The following is a 19,240-nucleotide window of genomic DNA, read 5'->3' on the forward strand; positions in this document are numbered from 1 at the left end:
GGTTAGAACAAGGTTAAACCTAACAGGTTTTCAAAACCTGTTAGGTTTGCGATATCTTTACTTCACAAACTCCTCAGCCTTTTGTAAGGCCTCGTCCAATCCGGCAGGATTTTTACCTCCTGCGGTGGCGTAAAATGGTTGTCCGCCGCCGCCGCCCTGGATGTAGCGACCGAGTTCCTTTACTACCTTTCCGGCATTAAGACCTTTTTCCTGTACCAGGTTCTTTGAAATGTAACAGGACAGCATTGCTTTTTCATCCTGCCGGGTACCAAAAAGAAGGAATAGATTATCCATTTCATCTCCCAACTGGAAAGAAAGGTCTTTGATGCCGCCTATGTCTAAATCCACTTTTTGAGCCAGGAAGTTGATGCCGTTAATTTCTTTGATCTGGTTTTTAAGATCTCCCTTCAGGTTTTTTGCCTTATCGCGAAGCAGAGATTCGATCTGCTTCTTTAATTCGGCATTTTCTTCCTGCAGGTTCACCACTGCTTTCACGGGATCTTTGGCGTTCTTAAGCACAGCTTTGATCTCGCTGAAGGTTTGGGTTTGGGCAGTAAAATATTCTTTGGCAGCCTCGTTGGTAATAGCTTCAATCCGGCGAATCCCCGAAGCCACGGCTCCTTCAGAAATGATCTTAAAATGCCATATATCGGCTGTATTTCCTACATGCGTTCCGCCGCAGAGTTCCATAGATTTTCCGAAGCGAATAGCGCGGACTTTATCTCCGTATTTCTCTCCAAAAAGAGCAATTACACCCTCGTTTATAGCATCCTGATAAGGCATTTCCCTGTTCTCAACAAGCGGTAGTTTATCGGCAATCCGCGTGTTCACAAAATCTTCTATCTGCTGCAATTCTTCCGAAGAAACTTTGCTGAAATGAGAGAAGTCAAATCTTAAATAATCGCTTTGCACCATAGAACCTTTTTGCTCTACATGCGGCCCGAGAATTTCCCTGAGCGCCTGGTGCAATAAGTGCGTGGCACTGTGATTGGCCGCAGTACGTGCGCGTTGAGCCGCATTTACTTTGGCCGAAAAAGTACCCGAAAGATCTTCGGGAAGTTCTTTGGTGAGGTGAATAATAAGGTTGTTCTCTTTACGGGTGTCTAAAATGTAATTTACAGCGCCATTTTTTGACTCCAGAGTTCCTTTGTCACCTACCTGACCTCCGCCTTCAGGATAAAAAGGCGTCTTACTGAAGACCAGCTGGTATAGCTCCCCTTCTTTTTTAGATTCCACTTTGCGGTAGCGCAAGATCTCCACTTCGGCTTCAAGGCTGTCGTAACCCACAAAACCTTCGGTCTCTGCTTCCTTCACCACCTGCCAGTCTCCCGAAGTCACCTTGGATGCGTTTCGCGAACGATCTTTTTGCTTCTGAAGCTCGGCTTCAAATTCCTTTTGGTCAAGGCTGTAGCCTTTTTCACTCAGAATTAGTGCGGTAAGGTCAATAGGGAATCCAAAAGTGTCATATAATTCAAAGGCTTTTTGGCCGGAAACTTTTTTGTCATTGCTCTCTTGCATGATCTGATCCAGCAGCACCAACCCCTGATCAAGCGTGCGTAAAAAGGAATTTTCTTCTTCCCTTATCACGTTTGTGATGAGGTTTTGCTGAGAACGAAGTTCGGGAAATGCTTCTCCCATCTGGCTTGCCAGCGTTTCAACCAGTTTATAAACAAAGGCTTCTTTTTGGTTGAGGAAAGTGAAGCCATAGCGAATGGCCCTTCTAAGGATACGACGAATCACATAACCGGCGCCGGTACTACCCGGCAACTGCCCGTCGGCAATGGCAAAAGATACCGCCCGCACATGATCGGCAATTACGCGAATTGCGATGTCGGTCTCTTCGCTCTTCCCGTATTCTGAAGTTGTCACCTCGCTAATCTTCTTGATGAGCGGGGTGAAAACATCTGTATCGTAATTGGATTTTACGCCCTGCAGCGCCATACAGAGACGCTCAAAGCCCATCCCGGTATCAACGTGTTTCTCCGGAAGTTTTTCCAGGGAACCATCGGCTTTTCGGTTAAACTGAATGAAAACCAGGTTCCAGATCTCCACTACAAGCGGATGATCATTGTTTACCAGGTCCCTTCCGGGTGTTTTCGCCTTCTCTTCAGCCGATCTAAGGTCAATATGGATTTCAGAAGAAGGTCCGCACGGCCCCTGGTCACCCATTTCCCAGAAATTATCTTTTTTATTTCCGTAGATAATGCGGTCTTCGGGCACTATTGCCTTCCAAAGATCTAATGCTTCCTGGTCTACTGGCAGATCTTCTTCTTCACTGCCTTCAAAAACCGATACATAAAGGTCTTCCTTGTTCAATTTATAAACTTCCGTGAGCAGTTCCCATGCCCAATGTATCGCTTCCTTCTTAAAATAATCTCCAAAACTCCAGTTGCCCAGCATCTCGAACATGGTATGATGATAGGTGTCTTTACCCACCTCTTCAAGATCGTTGTGCTTCCCGCTCACGCGAAGACATTTTTGGGTATCGGCGATGCGGCGGCTGGTTGGGGTTCCGTTTCCAAGAAAGAATTCCTTGAACTGGTTCATCCCGGCATTGGTGAACATGAGCGTAGGGTCATCTTTTACTACCATGGGTGCCGATGGCACTATGCTATGGGATTTATTTTGAAAGAATTCGAGGAATTTAGAACGTATCTCCTGGGATTTCATGAAGGCTAGAATTTAATATTATGCTGTCGGGAAAACAATTTTTATATTTGTTCGTTTCTCAAGCTGATTGTTGCACTGTTTTTGCAACATATTAAGTAACGCAAAAATAGAATAATTTAACTTATATGTCTAAGGTTAAATATTATTACGACAGCGAGACGCTATCTTACAAAAAGATTGAGCGCAAAAAAGGGCGCCGCCTTGGAATTGCTGCTCTTAGTGTATTGGGGACCTTCCTGGCAGGCTTTGTTCTTTTGGTGATCTACCTCAACATCCCGCAGCTGGAAACTCCCAAAGAAAAAGCGCTTTCCCGCGAGCTGGAAAATATGAAGTTACAGTACAGCATGCTTAACCGTAAAATGGAGCAAATTGAGAATGTACTGGCCAATGTAGAAGATCGTGACAACAACATTTACCGTCTTTACTTTGAAGCAAACCCTATACCCGAAGAACAGCGCCTGGCCGGATTTGGTGGTATAAACCGCTATAAAGACCTGGAAGGTTTTGACAATTCAAAACTCATTATAGAAAGCCACAAAAAGCTGGATATGCTTACCAAGCGCCTGGTAGTACAGTCCCGCTCCCTTGACGAGATCGTAGAGCTGGCCAATGATAAAGAAAACCTGCTGGCTTCAATTCCTGCGATTATTCCGGTGAAGAACGAAAACCTAAAAAGGATGGCTTCAGGTTATGGCTGGCGCACAGATCCTTTTACCAAGGTGCGAAAATTCCATTATGGAATGGACTTTACAGCACCCCGTGGCACCCCCGTTTATGCAACAGGTGACGGGGTTGTAGAACGTGCAGACAACCGTTCAAGCGGGTATGGCAACCACATTAGGATTAATCACGGCTATGGCTATGTGAGCCTTTACGGACATTTGTACAAGTACAATGTAAAGAGAGGACAAAAGGTGCAAAGAGGAGATCTTATTGGCTTTGTTGGCAGCACCGGCCGTTCACAGGCGCCTCACCTGCACTACGAGATCTTTAAGGATGATGAAAAGATCAATCCTATTAACTTTTACTACGGACATTTATCTCCAGCTGAATATGACGAAATCCTGGAGCAGGCACAACTTGAAAACCAATCCCTGGATTAATGCACGTAAACCTGCCCGATAAGTTGTATTATTCTATTGGCGAAGTGGCCGAAGCTTTTAACGTGAACACCTCTCTCATCAGGTTTTGGGAGAAAGAATTTGATGCCATAAAACCGCGGAAGAACGCCAAGGGCAATCGTAAATTCACTAAAGAAGATATTAAAAACCTCGAATTGATCTATCACCTGGTCAAAGAAAGAGGCTTTACCCTGGAAGGGGCAAAAATCCATCTGAAGGAAGAGAAAAGCCGGAAAACATTGTCTAACTTTGAAGTCATTCGCAAGTTAGAAAATATAAAATCTACACTAATAAACTTAAAAAAGGAATTGTAATATGAAAAAGTGGCTCGTCCCCGTATTGATCATTGGGGCTATTGTCTTAGGTCTTTACCTGTTAACCGTTGGAAAATACAACAATGCTGTAGTAAAGCAGGAAACTGCACAAACAGCCTGGTCACAGGTGGAGAGTGCATACCAACGCCGAAGCGACCTCATCCCAAACCTGGTGAATACCGTGAAAGGTGCGGCAGACTTTGAAAGAGGAACACTTACCGATGTTATTGAAGCCCGGGCAAAAGCAACTTCTGTAAATGTAGATGCCAGCAATATCACGCAGGAGAACCTTCAGCAGTTTCAGCAGGCACAGGGAGAAGTTTCTTCAGCTTTGTCGCGATTACTGGTAACCGTTGAAAGATATCCGGAGCTTCGGGCTACACAGAATTTTCAGCAGCTACAGTCACAGCTTGAAGGCACAGAGAACCGAATTAACGTAGAGAGAAACCGTTACAACGAACAGGTAAGGGATTACAACACCTACATCAGGAAGTTTCCTAACAACCTTATTGTAGGCATGTATGGTTTTGAGAGAATGCCTCTTTTTGAAGCCGATCCAGGTTCAGAAAACGCACCCGAAGTAGATTTTGATTTCTAAAAGTTCCAAAAATGTCAAAAATAGAAGAGTTTCTTTCCGAAGCAGACGAAGCCGAAGTGGTAGCAGCCATTAGAGAGGCCGAGAATAAAACTTCAGGAGAAATTCGGGTACATATTGAGAAAACCAGCAAGGGCAAAATCTGGGACCGTGCAATGGAGGTTTTTCATTTGTTAAAGATGGATAACACCAAAGAAGACAATGGGGTGCTCATCTATGTTGCCATTGAAGACCGGCAGTTTGTGATCTACGGCGATAAAGGGATCAATAAAGTGGTGCCCGAAGGTTTTTGGGAAACCACCAAAGATGCCATTTCTTCAAGGTTCAAAAATGGGGAATTTAAACAAGGTCTCATTGACGGAATCCTTATGGCCGGAAAGGAATTACAGGAACATTTTCCCTGGAGCGAAGATGACACCAATGAACTTTCGGATAAAATATCCAAATAATGAACAATTTACTTCGGAATTTCCTTTTTACAATCATCCTTTTCAGCCTCGGCTTTACTACCTATGCTCAAAGGGACATTCCCGCAAGACCTTCTTTAGAGACCAGTATTTATGATGAAGCCGAAGTACTCTCGCCACAGGAAGAGCAGGCTTTAGAACGCAAGCTTATTAGCTACGCCGATACTACCTCCACCCAAATAGTAATTGCTACAATAGAATCCCTGCAGGGGGAATATATTGGCACCTATGCTGCCGAATGGGCTCATGAATGGGGCGTGGGGCAGGCAAAAGAAGACAACGGAATATTGATCTTACTGGCCGAAAGCGAGCGCAAGATCTGGATCTCTACGGGCTACGGAATTGAAAGTACGCTTACCGATGCCCTCTCTAAACAAATTATTGAAAGTGTGATCCTTCCGGAATTTCGCTCCGGAAGTTATTATCGCGGATTAGATGCGGGTACAACTGCAATTTTCCAGGTGCTTGACGGCACTTTTGAAGGTTCCCGACCCGCTTCGGGCGATGGAGCTTCTCCAAGATTCATTGTCCTTGCCCTCATTTTTATCGTTTTTCTCATCATCCTTAGTTCCCGAAACAAAAGAGGCGGTGGCCGTGGCGGATTCCGTCGTGGCGGCGGACTCCTCGACATCCTGGTGCTTAGCAGCCTTGGTCGTGGTGGCTTTGGCGGTGGCAGCTTTGGTGGCGGAGGAGGCGGTTTTGGCGGCGGCGGTGGCTTTGGTGGTGGCTTCGGCGGCGGTGGCTTTGGCGGCGGTGGTGCCGGCGGGGGATGGTAATTTTTTAGTAGGCAGTAGGGTTCAGTGCTCAGTGATCACTGGTCAGTTGTCAGTTGTCAGTTGTCAGGAAAATTCAAATATTATAGTTCAGGCACTTAATTCCAAAAAATAAGTTTATACACGGCACGGATTGCAAATCCGCGCCAACAATATTGAAAATTCCAATTTTCAAGTACCAATTTCCAAGCACCAAATCCCAAAAAACAAATTCCAATGGAAAGCCCCAGAGGGGGCGGCATATTGGGAAATTGAAAGATAATTTAGTGCATGGCACCGATTGCAAATCCACGCAAGCGGGAGTTCAAATCTCAATTTTCAAGCATCTAATTCCAAAAAAAATCCAATTTATACCCCAGCACGGATTGAAAATCCGCTCCAACAATAGTGCAAATTCCAATTGAAAGCCCCAGCGGGGCGGCATATTTATAGCATTTCATTCCCGAATCATGAAGAATCCCGGAGGGACGGAATATTGGTAAATTGAAAGATAATCTAGTGCATTGCACGGATTGTAAATCTGCGCCATCGGGAGTACAAATCTCAAATTCCAAGCACCAAATCCCAAAAAACAAATTCCAATGGAAAGCCCCGGAGGGGCGGCATATTTATAGCATTTTATTCCCGTATCATAAAAAGTCCCGGAGGGACGGCATATTGAAAAATTGAAAGATGATTTAGTGCATGGCACGATTGCAAATCTGTGCCAGCAATGGTTCAAGCACCAAATTCCGAAAAAATAAATTCCAATATGTAGACGGCACGGATTGTAAATCCGCGCCAGCTGAGATTTAACCTTCCTATTTACTGCTTACTAACAACTGCAAACTAAAAAAGGAGGGGTTCAAAAATGGCATTTTTGAACCCCTCCTTTTATTCGTACTTCTAAAATCTACCTTCTACTTTCCCCTACAATTTTATGATCCCTCCGCCTCTTCGGTTTGGATCCTTTCCTCCAAACTTACTTAGTTTGTAGGTGAAGCTAAGCATAAAATATTGTTCAAGGATGAGTTCGCGGGTGTCCTGCACAAAATCTTCGCCCGTGGTACGGGATGTGCTCACATTTTCATTTAGCAAATCATAAACCTTCAGCTTTAATGTGGCATCGTCTTTCAGGAATTTGTAGCCAAGGCTCATATTCCATAAAAGTGAGGTATCATCAAACCCAGGCGCAACATTTCCGTAGGAATTAAAGGAAAAATCATTGCCAAAAACAACATTTTTGGGCCAGTATGTTGTCGCTTCCAGGGCCACCGTATGATTCACATACTCTTCTTCCCTGTTGTTGTTAATACCGTATTGCGTGTTGACATAACTCAGCTCATATCGTGGATTGATCTCGATAACCTCTTCATAATTATAGCCCAGCCTCAATGAAGGGTTAGCTCCAAAACGATCTGCCTTATAGCGGGTACCGTTTGAAAATCCTAACTGTCGGTTATAATTTCCATTAAGACCAACGCGATAGTTATACTCCTGCTTTTCCTTTTTATATCGCTTTGAATAGAAAACTCCGGCATAGGAAGTCAAACCTCCATCCAGGTTCCTGTAAGTGGTGGTTGTGATAAGGTCTTCAGTAATTGAATAAGGCACCACCTGGTTGTCGTAAAATGTTGCCGAAGCATAGATATTCATTCCGCTGCGGGTGGCGAAGTCGAAGTTATGGTACCCAAAATTCAGGTTTTGGGAGTAGGTTGGATCGAGTTCGGGATTTCCCACAATAATGTTCAGTGGGTTGGTAAGGTTGGGCACCGGCTGCAACTGTGAAATTGAAGGAATGTTATTATCGGTACGATACCTGAAGTAAAATGATTTACCACGGGTGATCTCATACCTAATGTCGGCTTCCATAAAAAGCTCGTTGTAATTTTTCTTAAAGGAGCTCTCTACCAGAAAATCCTCATTTTCAAGAGACGTATTTAGAAGTCCCAGGTTAAACCCTCCCCTTAATTTTTTGCCTTCGTAATTAATCCCTGCATTTGGTATATGTTTATAGCTCGTAACTTCAAAGTCGTTACTAAGCTCCTCCTCTAAAATATCATAATTGCCGCTGTCTTCATCAAATTGATAAACAGAACGGGTATTGGATAGATTAAGAACAGTAAAATCGTATGAAAGATCCAGGAAGAGCTTTTCAGCAAGAACAGAGCGCTGGGTAATACCGGCCTCATATTCATTTGAACTGTTCTCTTCATCAATAAATTGATCCTGTATCGCAGTACCTATGGTCCCGCCCCCTTCTACCGTAAACCTTTCAGAATAGAAGAAATTGTCGCTCTCCTGTTTTTCGTTCCGGTTATTAAAATCAAGTTGCAGGTAGGCGCCGCGACTGCCAAATTTTCTTATAAAATCTATCCTATTACGGAAGTCGCTGCTGTACAACTCTTCATTATCAAAGGTGTTGGAAAGAATTTGGGAGGTACCTTCGATCCTTTCGGAAGCACTGTTACGGTCTGAAAATCCATTATTAATAGTTATCGACGGCCTTACAGAAATCCTGGTTAATGTATCCAGGTCTACTTCAAAAGCCAGGTTTGCCCGGTGACTTTCATTCACCATATTTCCTGAAGTTTCAGAATTAGTGAAGAAAGTACTATTGGGAAGAAAAGTCTCCCGCTCTACCACTGAATAGGTTTCGGTGTCATTTTTTCCGAAGAAATAATCGGCAGTCAGCTCATATTTTTTATCCCAGTCGTTAGTGAAATTGAAGCCGGCAGTCTCACTTTTGGTGATACCACCGCTGCCGCCAAAACTATTCCCGTTAATGCTGAAGCTACCGTTACGATTAAAGGAGACGCTGCGCGCCCTGCCCCCCATCATGTCAAAAACCTCATCAAAAGAAAAACCCGAAGAGTTAATATTATTGGAGCTGGCAAGCACACTCAGCCTCATATCGTCTTTAAAATAATTCCCAATTCCGCTCAATTCGTACCTGTCATCTGTTCCCCCACCTGCAGTTGCGCGTGCAAAATAACCTTTGTTCTTATCTTCTTTAATAGTAACGTTGATGGTCTTATCATCGGGGTTTCCTGCTTTGCCCGTAAATTCTTCAGATTTGGTCTTTGTATCTACAACCTGTATTTTATCTATAATCTCCTTCGGAAGGTTTTTAGTGGCGATCTTGGGATCATTTCCGAAGAATTCTTTTCCGTTTACGAGGATACGGGAAACAGGTTTCCCATTGACGGTAATATTTCCCTGGGCATCTACTTCGACCCCCGGAAGCTTTTTCATCACTTCCTCAAGGTTAGCATCCTGCCTGGTATTAAAGGAACCTGCATTAAACTCAAGGGTGTCTGACTTTATAGTGACAGGAGCTCTTTGAGAAACTACGTTAACCTCTCCCAGCATATTGTTGGCCACCTGCATTTTTAGCTGTCCCAAAGCTATATTTGGCTGCTCCAGGATTATTAATCGGGTAAGCGGATCGTAGCCGTTGTACGTGCCCACTAACCTTAAACTATCCATTTTCCCGGAACCTTCAATTACAAATTCTCCTGCTTTATTAGAAATAGTGTAGGAAACAAGGCTACTGTCCTGCACCTTTTCAACAAATAGTGTAGCCGATTCTAAAGGGAGTTGAGTTTCTGCATCTACAATTTTACCCGAGATAGAGAATTGTTGAGCCATTGCACCTGAAGAGATTAGGAGCAGGCATAGGAAGAAAAAATGCTTCATTATAAGGGAGGTCTTAAATATTAAATGCTGCTACTTTAGGTAACAGCATTTATTGGACTCCCAAAAAGGGCAAAAGTTACATCACGTACTATTTTTTCCTGAAGTACACCGATACCGGCACACCGTTGAAATCAAATTTCTCCCGCAATTTATTTTCCAAAAACCTTTTGTACGGATCTTTCACATACTGCGGAAGATTGCAGAAAAAAGCAAACTGGGGCTGTGGCGTAGGCAGCTGCATACAGAATTTTATTTTCACGTACTTGCCTTTATAGGCTGGCGGCGGATTTGATTCTATTATAGGCAACATTATCTCGTTAAGCTCACTGGTCTTGATCTTTTTGCTTCGCTTATTATATACCTCAACTGCAGTTTCTATGGCCTTAAAGATTCGCTGTTTAGTGAGTACCGACATAAAGACGATTGGCACATCGGTAAAAGGTTCCATTTCGCGGCGAATATTGGCCTCGTATTCTTTCATGGTATTGGTCTCCTTTTCCAGAAGATCCCATTTGTTTACCAGGATCACGATACCTTTACGGTTGCGCTGCGCAAGCCAGAAAATATTTTGCACCTGCCCATCAAAACCACGGGTAGCATCCATGACTATTAAGCACACATCACAGTGTTCAATAGCCCGAACCGAGCGCATTACCGAATAAAATTCAAGATCTTCCTTTACTTTAGATTTGCGGCGTATCCCGGCGGTATCAACCAGGTTAAATTCAAATCCGAAGCGGTTATATTTTGTATCAATAGAGTCGCGCGTAGTTCCGGCGATATCGGTTACTATATAACGATCTTCTCCAATAAGGGCATTTATAAACGAAGATTTCCCTGCATTGGGCCTTCCCACCACTGCAAAGCGGGGTAACTCGGCTTCTTCGGGGCGGGTATCTTCGGGCAGGGCATCAACAAGGGCATCGAGTAATTCTCCTGTACCACTACCATTGGTGCTGGCAATTGGAAAATACTCCCCAAGTCCAAGAGCGTAAAATTCTACAGCATTTTCAAGCCGTTTGGAATTATCTACTTTATTTACAGCAAGAAATACAGGTTTGTTCACCTTCCGAAGCAATTGTGCCACGTCTTCATCCATAGGTGTGACGCCGGTCTCAACATCTACCATAAAAATAATGGCATCGGCTTCACCAATAGCAAGTTCTACCTGCTTATCAATCTCGGCTTCAAAAACGTCATCGCTTCCCAGCACATATCCGCCGGTATCAATTACAGAGAAATTGCGGCCATTCCAGTCGGTCTTTCCATAATGCCGGTCTCTGGTCACTCCACTTACCGAATCTACAATGGCTTCACGGCGCTGGATCAACCGGTTAAAAAAGGTAGATTTCCCAACGTTAGGTCGTCCTACAATAGCTACAATACTGCTCATAAATATATTCTCTTAAATAAGAGTGCAAAATTAGGGGATTTAAAACAAATGCTCTGTACTTACAGCTGCCTAATTTTCAGGAATTACAGAGAGGAAAATCCTTTGATAAAGGATTGCCCTTCCACCTGAAAAATTATTAACCTGTCAAAAAAGGCAGATTTACTTCTTGTCTCCAGAGTAGCCAAAGCGTCGCAACTGTTTTATATCGCTTCGCCAGTTTTTATTCACTTTCACATACAGCTCAAGGTGCACCTGCTTTCCAAAGAATTTTTCAAGGTCTTTACGGGCCTCTACGCCCACTCTTTTTAAAGCTGCGCCTTTATGGCCAATAATGATCCCTTTTTGAGTTTCCCGCTCTACCATGATAATGCTACGCATGCGAATGATCTCTTCTTCTTCAAAGAATTCTTCGGTATCGATCTCTACACTATAAGGAATTTCCTTTTTGTAGTGCATCAGAATCTTTTCGCGGATGATCTCGTTTACAAAGAAACGCTCGGGCTTATCGGTAAGGGTGTCTTTAGGGTAAAAGGCAGGAGATTCGGGAAGGAATTCTACTATGCGATTAAATACTTCGGCAACATTGAATCCCTGAAGTGCAGATACAGGGTAAATTTCGGCATTAGGAACTTTTTCCTTCCAAAGCTGCACCTGTTCTTCCAGTTCAGCCTGATTGGATTTGTCGATCTTATTCAGAAGTAATAAAACAGGAATTTCAGAATTGATGATCTTGTTGAAAAAGGCTTCATCTTTTAATTCCTTTTCGCCTATTTCAACCATGTACACCAGGACATCGGCATCTTCAAAAGCCGACTTCACAAAATCCATCATCGACTCCTGTAACTGGTAAGCCGGTTTAATGATCCCCGGCGTATCACTAAGGATCACCTGGAAGTCTTCTCCATTCACTATTCCCAAAATACGGTGTCGTGTAGTTTGTGCCTTGGAGGTAATGATACTCAGTTTTTCCCCCACAAAGGCGTTCATTAGAGTAGACTTACCCACATTTGGGTTTCCTATAATATTTACAAATCCTGCTTTATGTGCCATAATTCAATTTTTCTTTGCAAAGATACTCAATTATAAAGCAGGCAACCAGTGGCAAAAATTTGAACCTGCTCTTATAATTTAGAAGATAATTTTTTCTCACCATCTTCACCCAACTTCCCTTTTAACAGATAATTACAAGAAGTAAATCCTATCTTTTGTATTTTTAAAGGTACTAACCCACAAAATTAGAAAATAATGAAAAAATTTATGATTTTAATCTTTAGCATGGCACTTATGGCTTCATGTGGAGATAATGAAAAAGAGAACCTTTCAAAAGAATTTGATGAATTAATGACCCAGAATGACAGCATTGCGCAGGTAAATTCAGAATTTCAATCTACCCACGAAAGGATGAAGCAAAATCACCAGGACCTTATGCAACAGCTGGACACCATGCAGGTATCGGACTCTACCTATTATGATCAAATGGCCCAGAATGAAGTGATCATCAAGAAACACGAAGGACTTTTAGCCGGGCATAAAGAATATATGGAAGGACACCGCGAATTAAAGGATAACTTCGGAAATTTGAGCAGTTCAGAAATGAAAGCGCAGATCTCTAAAATGAAAGAAGTGCACCAAACTATGATGGATGAGCACAGCAGCATGAGGAGTGAGCATGAAGAAATGATGAACAAGCACGATGAAATTCGGAAGAGTCTTATTGACAGCAACAGCCAGGAGATGTAACCACAGTATAGGGCTACACTGAAGCTTTAGCAAAAACAAAGGTTCCCATAGTATCCAAAAAAGGTATTTTGGGAACCTCTTTATATTTTAAAAGTCAATATTTTCAACATTAAGCACGTTGCTCCCCAGGATACTTACAGAAACCAGTAATTTTCTCTGGCCTGCAATAATTTCCTGAATCCGGAATTCGTTTATTTTTCCGGTGACATTAATCCCATCGGTAAGTTCTAGCGCATCGGCCAACTTGTTATTTATTTTTTCAAGTTGCACTTTAACAACAGGCCGAATATCAAACTTCATCTTCGATTTGAGCTTAGAATACAGAAAATTATTGATAAGTGCCTCTACCAGCCTGTTCACAAACCACCCATCATTTTCTCCTTCTACCTTAAAATGACTGATAAGCACCTCCTGCTCTGCTTCGCGAAACTGAATAGAAAGATGGGCAACGGCGGTGATCTCTTTATTTTTGAATAATGTGGTGAGAAGGCTTAGCTGTACATGCACAGCCAAATCAAAATCTTCTAAATGACTCTTTCGCAGGTTAATGTTGCGAATTCTGGCATGATCGGAGGTTTCACCATCGGCTTTTCCCTTACTAAGGATTTTTCCCTGTAGTTTCTTTTGCAGATAGTTTTCCAGCACCTGGTAATCAATTCTCACCGGCAGGCGCAAAACCACATTGTACTTATTATCAGGAATATTCTCTTCCATAATTCTCTGGTTCAGGAAAACAGAAGATAGTAAAATTTATTTTTCAAATCAACCCTGATGAAAAGAGCTTAAAATTATGGCCAGGCAGCAGATAAACCCCGCGTGTTTCGTAACTTTATCGTACTAAATATTTGTTATGCCACTTATCTTACCCGTAGAAGAAAAAAGACCTCAAATAGGCGAAAACTGTTTTATTGCTGAAAATGCGACCATAGTTGGAGATGTCATTTTAGGCAGGGATTGTTCAGTTTGGTTCACTGCCGTAATAAGAGGGGACGTCAACTCAATTCACATTGGAGACAGAACCAATATCCAGGAAGGGGCTGTTATTCACTGCACCTATAAAAAAGCAGCAACAACTATAGGGAACGATGTCTCGATTGGGCACAGGGCGATAGTTCACGGCTGCCACATCAAAGACCGGGCATTGGTTGGAATGGGAGCTATTGTGATGGACGATGCCATAGTTGAGGAAGGCTGCATAATTGCTGCAGGAGCCGTTGTGCTCGAAAAAACAGTATGTGAAGCCGGACATATCTACGCCGGAATCCCTGCAAAAAAGGTGAAAAAATTATCTGAAGCTCAAATAGCTAACCTAAAAAAAACCGCTGCTAATTACATCATGTACAGCACCTGGTTTAATGGAAAGCCTGTGGAATAGATACAGCTTATAGAGACCACAACTGGTTGAGGGAAAGAATAAGAAAAATACCCGCCACTGCCGCAAAAAGGAATAAAGCGATAAACCTCACATTAGAGTTATTGAAAAGCTTTATGAGATCCCTTTTTGACATATATCGGTTTTCTTATTTGAAAGCAAATTGAGTGCCAGAGACGGACACCTCTTATATAAAATTTCTCTATTGCCCTTTTCTTCGGAAAAAAAGGAGGAGTATCTACATCTTTCTTCTAAAGGAACTTCCTAATATTTACCGGGCTTTGTATTGCTGCTGAAGTGGTACTGAAGCAGCAATATTTATTTTCCTGTTTTCTAGAAGCCTTAGATTAAGGGTAGTTTAAGGGATAATCTTATATTGCATCAAAATCCCTTGATAGTTAATGAAGATAAATTCAGATCTTATTTGGGCACTTGCTTTACTTGCAGTGGCAGCAGCATCCTTCTTTTTAGGAATGAATAAGGAAAAACTTAAAAACGAAGAACTGCTGGAAGAACGCCTTGCAGAAATAGAAATCCTTGAGAAGAAAAATCAGCAGCTTTCGGAAGAATTGACTTCCCGAGGCATCTACAGCTATCCGCAGGCTACTGTGGTCTCTAAGTTAAAAGCGGCTGTAGCTACAGTTCTTATTTCTCTCAATGGCCAGGATCCAATCCCCAATTTAAAACTCAGGAGAAATGTCATTTTCAACTATTCGGGGAAGGAAAATTTACAGCTGGATCAAAAAGGGAAGTTTAGCGACCTTGGCACTTTAAAGCCACACAACCCTTCGGCATTTGATATTCCCCTGGAAGAAAAAGAAATTGCACTCCACCTGGAATTCGATTCAAAAAAGAACCAGTGGCACCAATACATATGGATTAAAACCGGGACCAATGGTGACATTGCTACCTTTTGGGTAATCACAAACGAAAACTCTGCGGTCATAGACAAACACATGGACCCCGAATTTCCCACAGATGAGGAAGAAAAAGTGCTGCTCTGGAAGGGAGAAAGGATTCATTATTCAGATCTAAAAATGAATTCCATTTTTCCGCCTAACAACTAAATCTCAACTTCCCCAAGAAATTCCATCGGGTAAAATCTTTTTTGAGAACAAACAAGACGTAAAAAAGGTTCACGTTCACTAAACAAACAAGCCACTCCTTTGAGCGGCTTGTTTAAGGGCTAAAAAAGCAGAAAAAACAATTGATTTCATAGAAGTCCTGGTTCCCATTAAAACCTCTTACACTACTAGTATTGACTACCTCCAGCACTAACAAATATAGTGGTAACGTCACTCGTCTCACTGGTTTCATAAGTGGCACCGCTCATTTCCAATTCAGTAAGTTTTGTTGAAGTGCAACCTCCACTACTCGATTTCTTCAGAGTAAAGGCAAAATTAAAAGTTATTTCATCTCCAATTGTGACGGTATACACATCAGATTTTGACTCCCAGCCCAATAGTACATTCACTACATTTCGATCTGTTTCATAATCGAACACAACAGCTTCCCCATCACTGTTAGTTATTTGAAGCTGACTCTCTTCAAATAATTCATTCTCAAAAAGATTATCACCTGTCGTTTCATTCACGACTTCAAACGTAAACCCTACAGGCCCTGTTTCACAAAGAATGCCTCCATCTGTGTCATCGCAACCGGTGAAGGCAAAAAGAACAAGAAGCAATGTAAAAACTCTTTTCATGATTTTAGATTTAATGATTACCGGGTAAGGTAACAATTTTACTCAGAAGGAATTACATGCGAAAAAAGAGAAAAGAGGTTATTAAAGGGAAAGTAACTAAAGCATATAAAGTAAATAATCCTCGGGGCAAGCCCCGAGGCATTAGCTAGAATAGTTTTAATTGTGAGTTGTCACTTTTATGGACACTATCCCGTAAAGTGTGTAAGTTTTAAATAAAGGGGTTTGACTTTTTATCTAAAGTTGAACCCTTTCTTCGTATATAGTCAAGAACTGATTGAGGACGATTCCCCAATTTCTAATGGGCATAGACCATTTTTTGGTTGCTTCCCTCAGAGCCAAATATACAGATTTCATTACAGCATCATCGGTTGGGAAGGATAATTTGTTTTTAGTGTACTTTCTGATCTTACCATTCAGGTTCTCAATAAGATTGGTGGTGTAAATGATTCGCCTGATCTCCAGCGGGAACTCATAAAAGACGGTAAGGTCTTCCCAGTTGTCCCTCCAGCTTTTTATCGCATAAGAATATTTAGAGTTCCATTGGGTGGCAAAATCTTCCAAGGCAGCTTCTGCGGCTTGTTTGGTAGGTGCATCGTATATCAACTTCATATCCCTGGTAAAGGCTTTTTTATCTTTCCAAACTACATACCTACAGGCGTTTCTGATCTGGTGAACCACACAGATTTGAGTTTTAGACTGTGGAAAAACATTCTTAATGGTATCCGTAAATCCATTGAGATTATCAGTGGCAGTGATTAAAATGTCCTCAACTCCCCGGGCTTTCATATCGGTCAATACGCTCATCCAGAAGGCGGCAGATTCATTCTTTCCTAACCAAAGGCCAAGAACTTCCTTTTTACCATCTCTTCTAAGGCCTACAGCTATGTAAATGGTTTTGTTGACTACCTTAGAGTCCTCTCGAACCTTGAATACGATTCCGTCCATCCAAACGATCAGATACACAGGCTCTAAAGGACGATTTTGCCAGGCTACGATATCATTGCTGATTCTGTCTGTAATTCTGGATATAGTAGAAGTAGAGACATCAAAACCATACACCTCAGAGATTTGCTCCTCAATATCGCTATTGCTCATTCCCTTTGCATATAGTGATACAATAACATTTTCAATCCCGTCCACCATGTTTTTTCGTTTGGGAACGATCATGGGATTAAAAGAGCCATCACGGTCGCGGGGAACCTTTATAGTGTCTTCACCGTAAGAGCTGCGAACCTTTTTCTGAGAATAACCGTTCCTGGTATTTCCAGATCCAGACTTTTGGTTCTTGTCGTAATCCAGATGGCCATCAAGTTCACCTTCAAGTATTTTCTCCAATCCTCGTTTTTGAAGTTGCTTGAGAAAGCTGCTAAGTTCTTCTCCGGATTTAAACTGTTTTAAAAACTCATCATCGAATAGATCTTCTTTTTTCATCAATGTGTAAATATTAGTGCCTGGATTTTGCAGGCAAGGTTAAAAAAATAACGGGGCTAACAAACCCCGTTATTCAATACTTACACAGTTTTTAATATAGTGCCCTTTTATGCAATACCTGATAATCCTTTTCAGAACCTTGATTTTTCACATAAGCAGCAATCACCTTTTCATTACTATGTCTCCCAACGGTGTTGATATAGAAACCACTGCCCCAGAATGCATCTCCTTATAAAGCTCTTTTAACTCCTGGGGCTTGAGCAAAAATTTCCCTTGCAGTGAGACTTTTTATTGTTCTTGCGATTTTGGTTGGGCTATAAGTTGGAACACTCTGCAAAAGAAAGTGAACGTGATTCTTATCCGAACCTATTTCTAAAAAATGAATTTCATACCGGTCTTCAATTTCCAGACATGTCTTCTGTAATATTCGATCTACTTTTGGACTTAAAACAAATCGACGATATTTGGTTGAACACACCAAATGGTAGAGCAACAAAGAGACATTATGACTTTTATGGAGGTGTTTACTTGAGCTCACGCTCAAAGATTACTATTTTTTTCACGCGAGGCAAGCCTCGGGGTATTTACCCTCCTATGAATAAAAAACCACCTCTTTTAAGGTGGTTTTCTTAGTAGCGGGTAAATTTGAAATATCAAACAATTTTTTTTAGGATTTAATTACGATGGCCGCTCTAGGCAAAGAACCTTAAACAGGAAAATGTAAAAGGTTTTACCTAAGTTTTCATTCCTCATACCGTTCAAAATAAAGATGAATGTTACCATTATCCTCATCTAACTTTATAAGATGAAGTTTTCTGTTGTTAACATCAACCAGCTGATGTCTTCCACTTAAAAACATATTTAATTCACCATTGTGATATTTATATGCTTCACCCCAACCAAACCCCAATCCACTTGTTCCAAATGTGGTATCGTAATTTATAGATTCCTCATCTATAGTCCAAATTGTTCCTCCTTTGCCTTCATTACGCGTATAATCTTCTGAGCCATCGGGATTTTCATATATTTTAGTAATCACATCCCAGCTACCATAAAATTCCTGAGGTGGCTTATCCTCATCTATGCTACAACTTGTTAATAGTAAAAAGAAAAATAAAATTGAAAAGCATTCTGAAAACTTCATTAAATAAAAGATTAAAATTTATAACCCAAACCAATTTGGAAAGTGTTTACTTTATAAGGAATAAAATCATTTTCCTCCCCTCGTTCTGACAAACCGTAACCATATCTGAGGTCAGCAAAAAAATTATCCGTGATATCAAATCCGACACCCACAGCAACATCAACACCAAAACTATTGTCATCTACATCTTCTTCCCCAATAAAATAGGTAGCTTGAGGACCAGCCATGATGCTTAGATTTTCGACTACATAATACTTAGCCAAGACAGCACCATGAATAATGTTAGCTTCGGCTGCTCTGGAATATAGTACTTCAGGCTGGACTAAAATTTTATCAGTGGCTGAAAATTCAGCCATTAATCCAGCATAAAATCCATCTACTGATAAACTTATAATACCTAAATCTACTGCTACACTTGAGTAACCTGCTTTCACACCAAATCTATTTTTCCTATTTTTTTCTCCCTCCTGTTTTTCAGAAATTTCTTCTTGTTGATTACCTGCGGTTCCTTCTGCTACAGGTTCTTCCTGCGCAAAAATTGCGGATGTCGTTAAGAATAAAATAGTGGTAAGTAAAATTTTCTTCATTTTTAATTGGTTTAATGTTATTTTGTAAATTTTTTACAAAACTATATAACTGTTTTAACAAAAAGTTTTGATTTAGTAATCGTATGGAATAGAGTAGTAATCGTCTGAATTGGCAGTCGGAAAGTGAGAGTAGATGTTCTTGATCCGAAATGTTTTCGGGAAAAAATCGGAAAAGAAAAAAGCCACTCAGTTTTACAGCTAAGTGGCTTCAGATTTAGTAGCGGGAACTGGACTCGAACCAGTGACCTTC

At 41.5% G+C, this 19,240-nt stretch carries 18 protein-coding genes and 1 pseudogene; 8 read left to right on the top strand and 11 right to left on the bottom strand.

Translation table 11 applies throughout. The features are described 5' to 3' along the window. Positions 1–57: 57 nt before the first annotated feature. A complete protein-coding gene (gene alaS / locus V5739_RS04655) occupies positions 58–2,670 on the bottom strand; it encodes an alanine--tRNA ligase (protein ID WP_423819851.1) in 2,613 nt (870 codons plus the stop codon). Positions 2,671–2,795: 125 nt separating this feature from the next. Between alaS and V5739_RS04660 the strand changes: the two genes are divergently transcribed. Genes V5739_RS04660 through V5739_RS04680 form a run of 5 tightly spaced genes read left to right on the top strand, consistent with a single transcriptional unit; the run spans position 2,796 to position 5,943 of the window. Then, a complete protein-coding gene (locus tag V5739_RS04660) occupies positions 2,796–3,773 on the top strand; it encodes a M23 family metallopeptidase (protein ID WP_266070446.1) in 978 nt (325 codons plus the stop codon). After that, the gene (locus V5739_RS04665; RefSeq protein ID WP_266070444.1) at positions 3,773–4,105 is read left to right on the top strand and encodes a MerR family transcriptional regulator; all 333 of its coding nucleotides are present in this window, start codon (positions 3,773–3,775) and stop codon (positions 4,103–4,105) included. Before V5739_RS04660 ends, V5739_RS04665 begins: the two co-directional genes overlap by 1 nt. A gap of 1 nt (position 4,106) precedes the next feature. Further along, the gene (locus tag V5739_RS04670) at positions 4,107–4,703 is read left to right on the top strand and encodes a LemA family protein (RefSeq protein WP_266070443.1); all 597 of its coding nucleotides are present in this window, start codon (positions 4,107–4,109) and stop codon (positions 4,701–4,703) included. Positions 4,704–4,714: 11 nt separating this feature from the next. Further along, positions 4,715–5,149: a TPM domain-containing protein gene (locus V5739_RS04675; protein ID WP_423819852.1), complete on the top strand. Its 435-nt coding sequence runs from the start codon at positions 4,715–4,717 to the stop codon at positions 5,147–5,149. After that, positions 5,149–5,943 (top strand): TPM domain-containing protein, encoded by a 795-nt coding sequence (locus V5739_RS04680; protein ID WP_423819853.1) that lies wholly within the window; start codon positions 5,149–5,151, stop codon positions 5,941–5,943. Before V5739_RS04675 ends, V5739_RS04680 begins: the two co-directional genes overlap by 1 nt. A gap of 906 nt (positions 5,944–6,849) precedes the next feature. Here the strand turns inward: V5739_RS04680 and V5739_RS04685 are convergent. From V5739_RS04685 to era, 3 genes are all read right to left on the bottom strand, one after another. After that, entirely contained in the window at positions 6,850–9,618 is a 2,769-nt protein-coding gene (locus V5739_RS04685) for an outer membrane beta-barrel protein (protein WP_423819854.1), read from the bottom strand. 88 nt (positions 9,619–9,706) lie between these two features. Beyond that, positions 9,707–11,011, bottom strand: coding sequence for a ribosome biogenesis GTPase Der (der, locus tag V5739_RS04690; protein ID WP_423819855.1), 1,305 nt, complete (start codon positions 11,009–11,011; stop codon positions 9,707–9,709). A gap of 159 nt (positions 11,012–11,170) precedes the next feature. Further along, positions 11,171–12,061 (bottom strand): GTPase Era, encoded by an 891-nt coding sequence (gene era / locus V5739_RS04695; RefSeq protein WP_266068489.1) that lies wholly within the window; start codon positions 12,059–12,061, stop codon positions 11,171–11,173. Between the two features lie 195 nt (positions 12,062–12,256). Between era and V5739_RS04700 the strand changes: the two genes are divergently transcribed. Further along, the gene (locus tag V5739_RS04700) at positions 12,257–12,751 is read left to right on the top strand and encodes a hypothetical protein (protein WP_423819856.1); all 495 of its coding nucleotides are present in this window, start codon (positions 12,257–12,259) and stop codon (positions 12,749–12,751) included. An 87-nt stretch (positions 12,752–12,838) separates the two neighbouring features. On the opposite strand, the gene V5739_RS04705 is transcribed toward V5739_RS04700, so the two are convergent. Then, the gene (locus V5739_RS04705) at positions 12,839–13,465 is read right to left on the bottom strand and encodes a DUF4403 family protein (protein ID WP_423819857.1); all 627 of its coding nucleotides are present in this window, start codon (positions 13,463–13,465) and stop codon (positions 12,839–12,841) included. Positions 13,466–13,601: 136 nt separating this feature from the next. Here V5739_RS04705 and V5739_RS04710 point away from each other — a divergent pair, with 136 nt between their 5' ends. After that, positions 13,602–14,126, top strand: a complete 525-nt coding sequence (locus tag V5739_RS04710) for a gamma carbonic anhydrase family protein (RefSeq protein WP_423819858.1) — start codon at positions 13,602–13,604, stop codon at positions 14,124–14,126. A 7-nt stretch (positions 14,127–14,133) separates the two neighbouring features. Here the strand turns inward: V5739_RS04710 and V5739_RS04715 are convergent, their stop codons facing one another. Then, complete coding sequence (locus V5739_RS04715; protein ID WP_266068485.1) at positions 14,134–14,259, bottom strand: hypothetical protein; 126 nt, start codon at positions 14,257–14,259, stop codon at positions 14,134–14,136. A gap of 265 nt (positions 14,260–14,524) precedes the next feature. Between V5739_RS04715 and V5739_RS04720 the strand changes: the two genes are divergently transcribed. Next, the gene (locus V5739_RS04720; protein ID WP_423819859.1) at positions 14,525–15,190 is read left to right on the top strand and encodes a hypothetical protein; all 666 of its coding nucleotides are present in this window, start codon (positions 14,525–14,527) and stop codon (positions 15,188–15,190) included. Positions 15,191–15,375: 185 nt separating this feature from the next. Here the strand turns inward: V5739_RS04720 and V5739_RS04725 are convergent, their stop codons facing one another. The 5 genes and pseudogenes from V5739_RS04725 to V5739_RS04745 all read right to left on the bottom strand — a co-directional run bounded on the left by V5739_RS04725 (position 15,376) and on the right by V5739_RS04745 (position 18,990). Further along, the gene (locus tag V5739_RS04725; protein WP_423819860.1) at positions 15,376–15,828 is read right to left on the bottom strand and encodes a hypothetical protein; all 453 of its coding nucleotides are present in this window, start codon (positions 15,826–15,828) and stop codon (positions 15,376–15,378) included. A gap of 234 nt (positions 15,829–16,062) precedes the next feature. After that, complete coding sequence (locus V5739_RS04730) at positions 16,063–17,259, bottom strand: IS256 family transposase (protein WP_423817920.1); 1,197 nt, start codon at positions 17,257–17,259, stop codon at positions 16,063–16,065. A 91-nt stretch (positions 17,260–17,350) separates the two neighbouring features. Then, a pseudogene (tnpA, locus tag V5739_RS04735) lies at positions 17,351–17,797 on the bottom strand (IS200/IS605 family transposase). A 204-nt stretch (positions 17,798–18,001) separates the two neighbouring features. Beyond that, the gene (locus V5739_RS04740) at positions 18,002–18,403 is read right to left on the bottom strand and encodes a hypothetical protein (RefSeq protein WP_423819862.1); all 402 of its coding nucleotides are present in this window, start codon (positions 18,401–18,403) and stop codon (positions 18,002–18,004) included. Between the two features lie 11 nt (positions 18,404–18,414). After that, positions 18,415–18,990 (bottom strand): outer membrane beta-barrel protein, encoded by a 576-nt coding sequence (locus tag V5739_RS04745; protein WP_423819864.1) that lies wholly within the window; start codon positions 18,988–18,990, stop codon positions 18,415–18,417. Positions 18,991–19,240 lie beyond the last annotated feature (250 nt).

Source organism: Salinimicrobium sp. TIG7-5_MAKvit (assembly GCF_049569215.1).
Lineage (GTDB): Bacteria > Bacteroidota > Bacteroidia > Flavobacteriales > Flavobacteriaceae > Salinimicrobium > Salinimicrobium profundisediminis.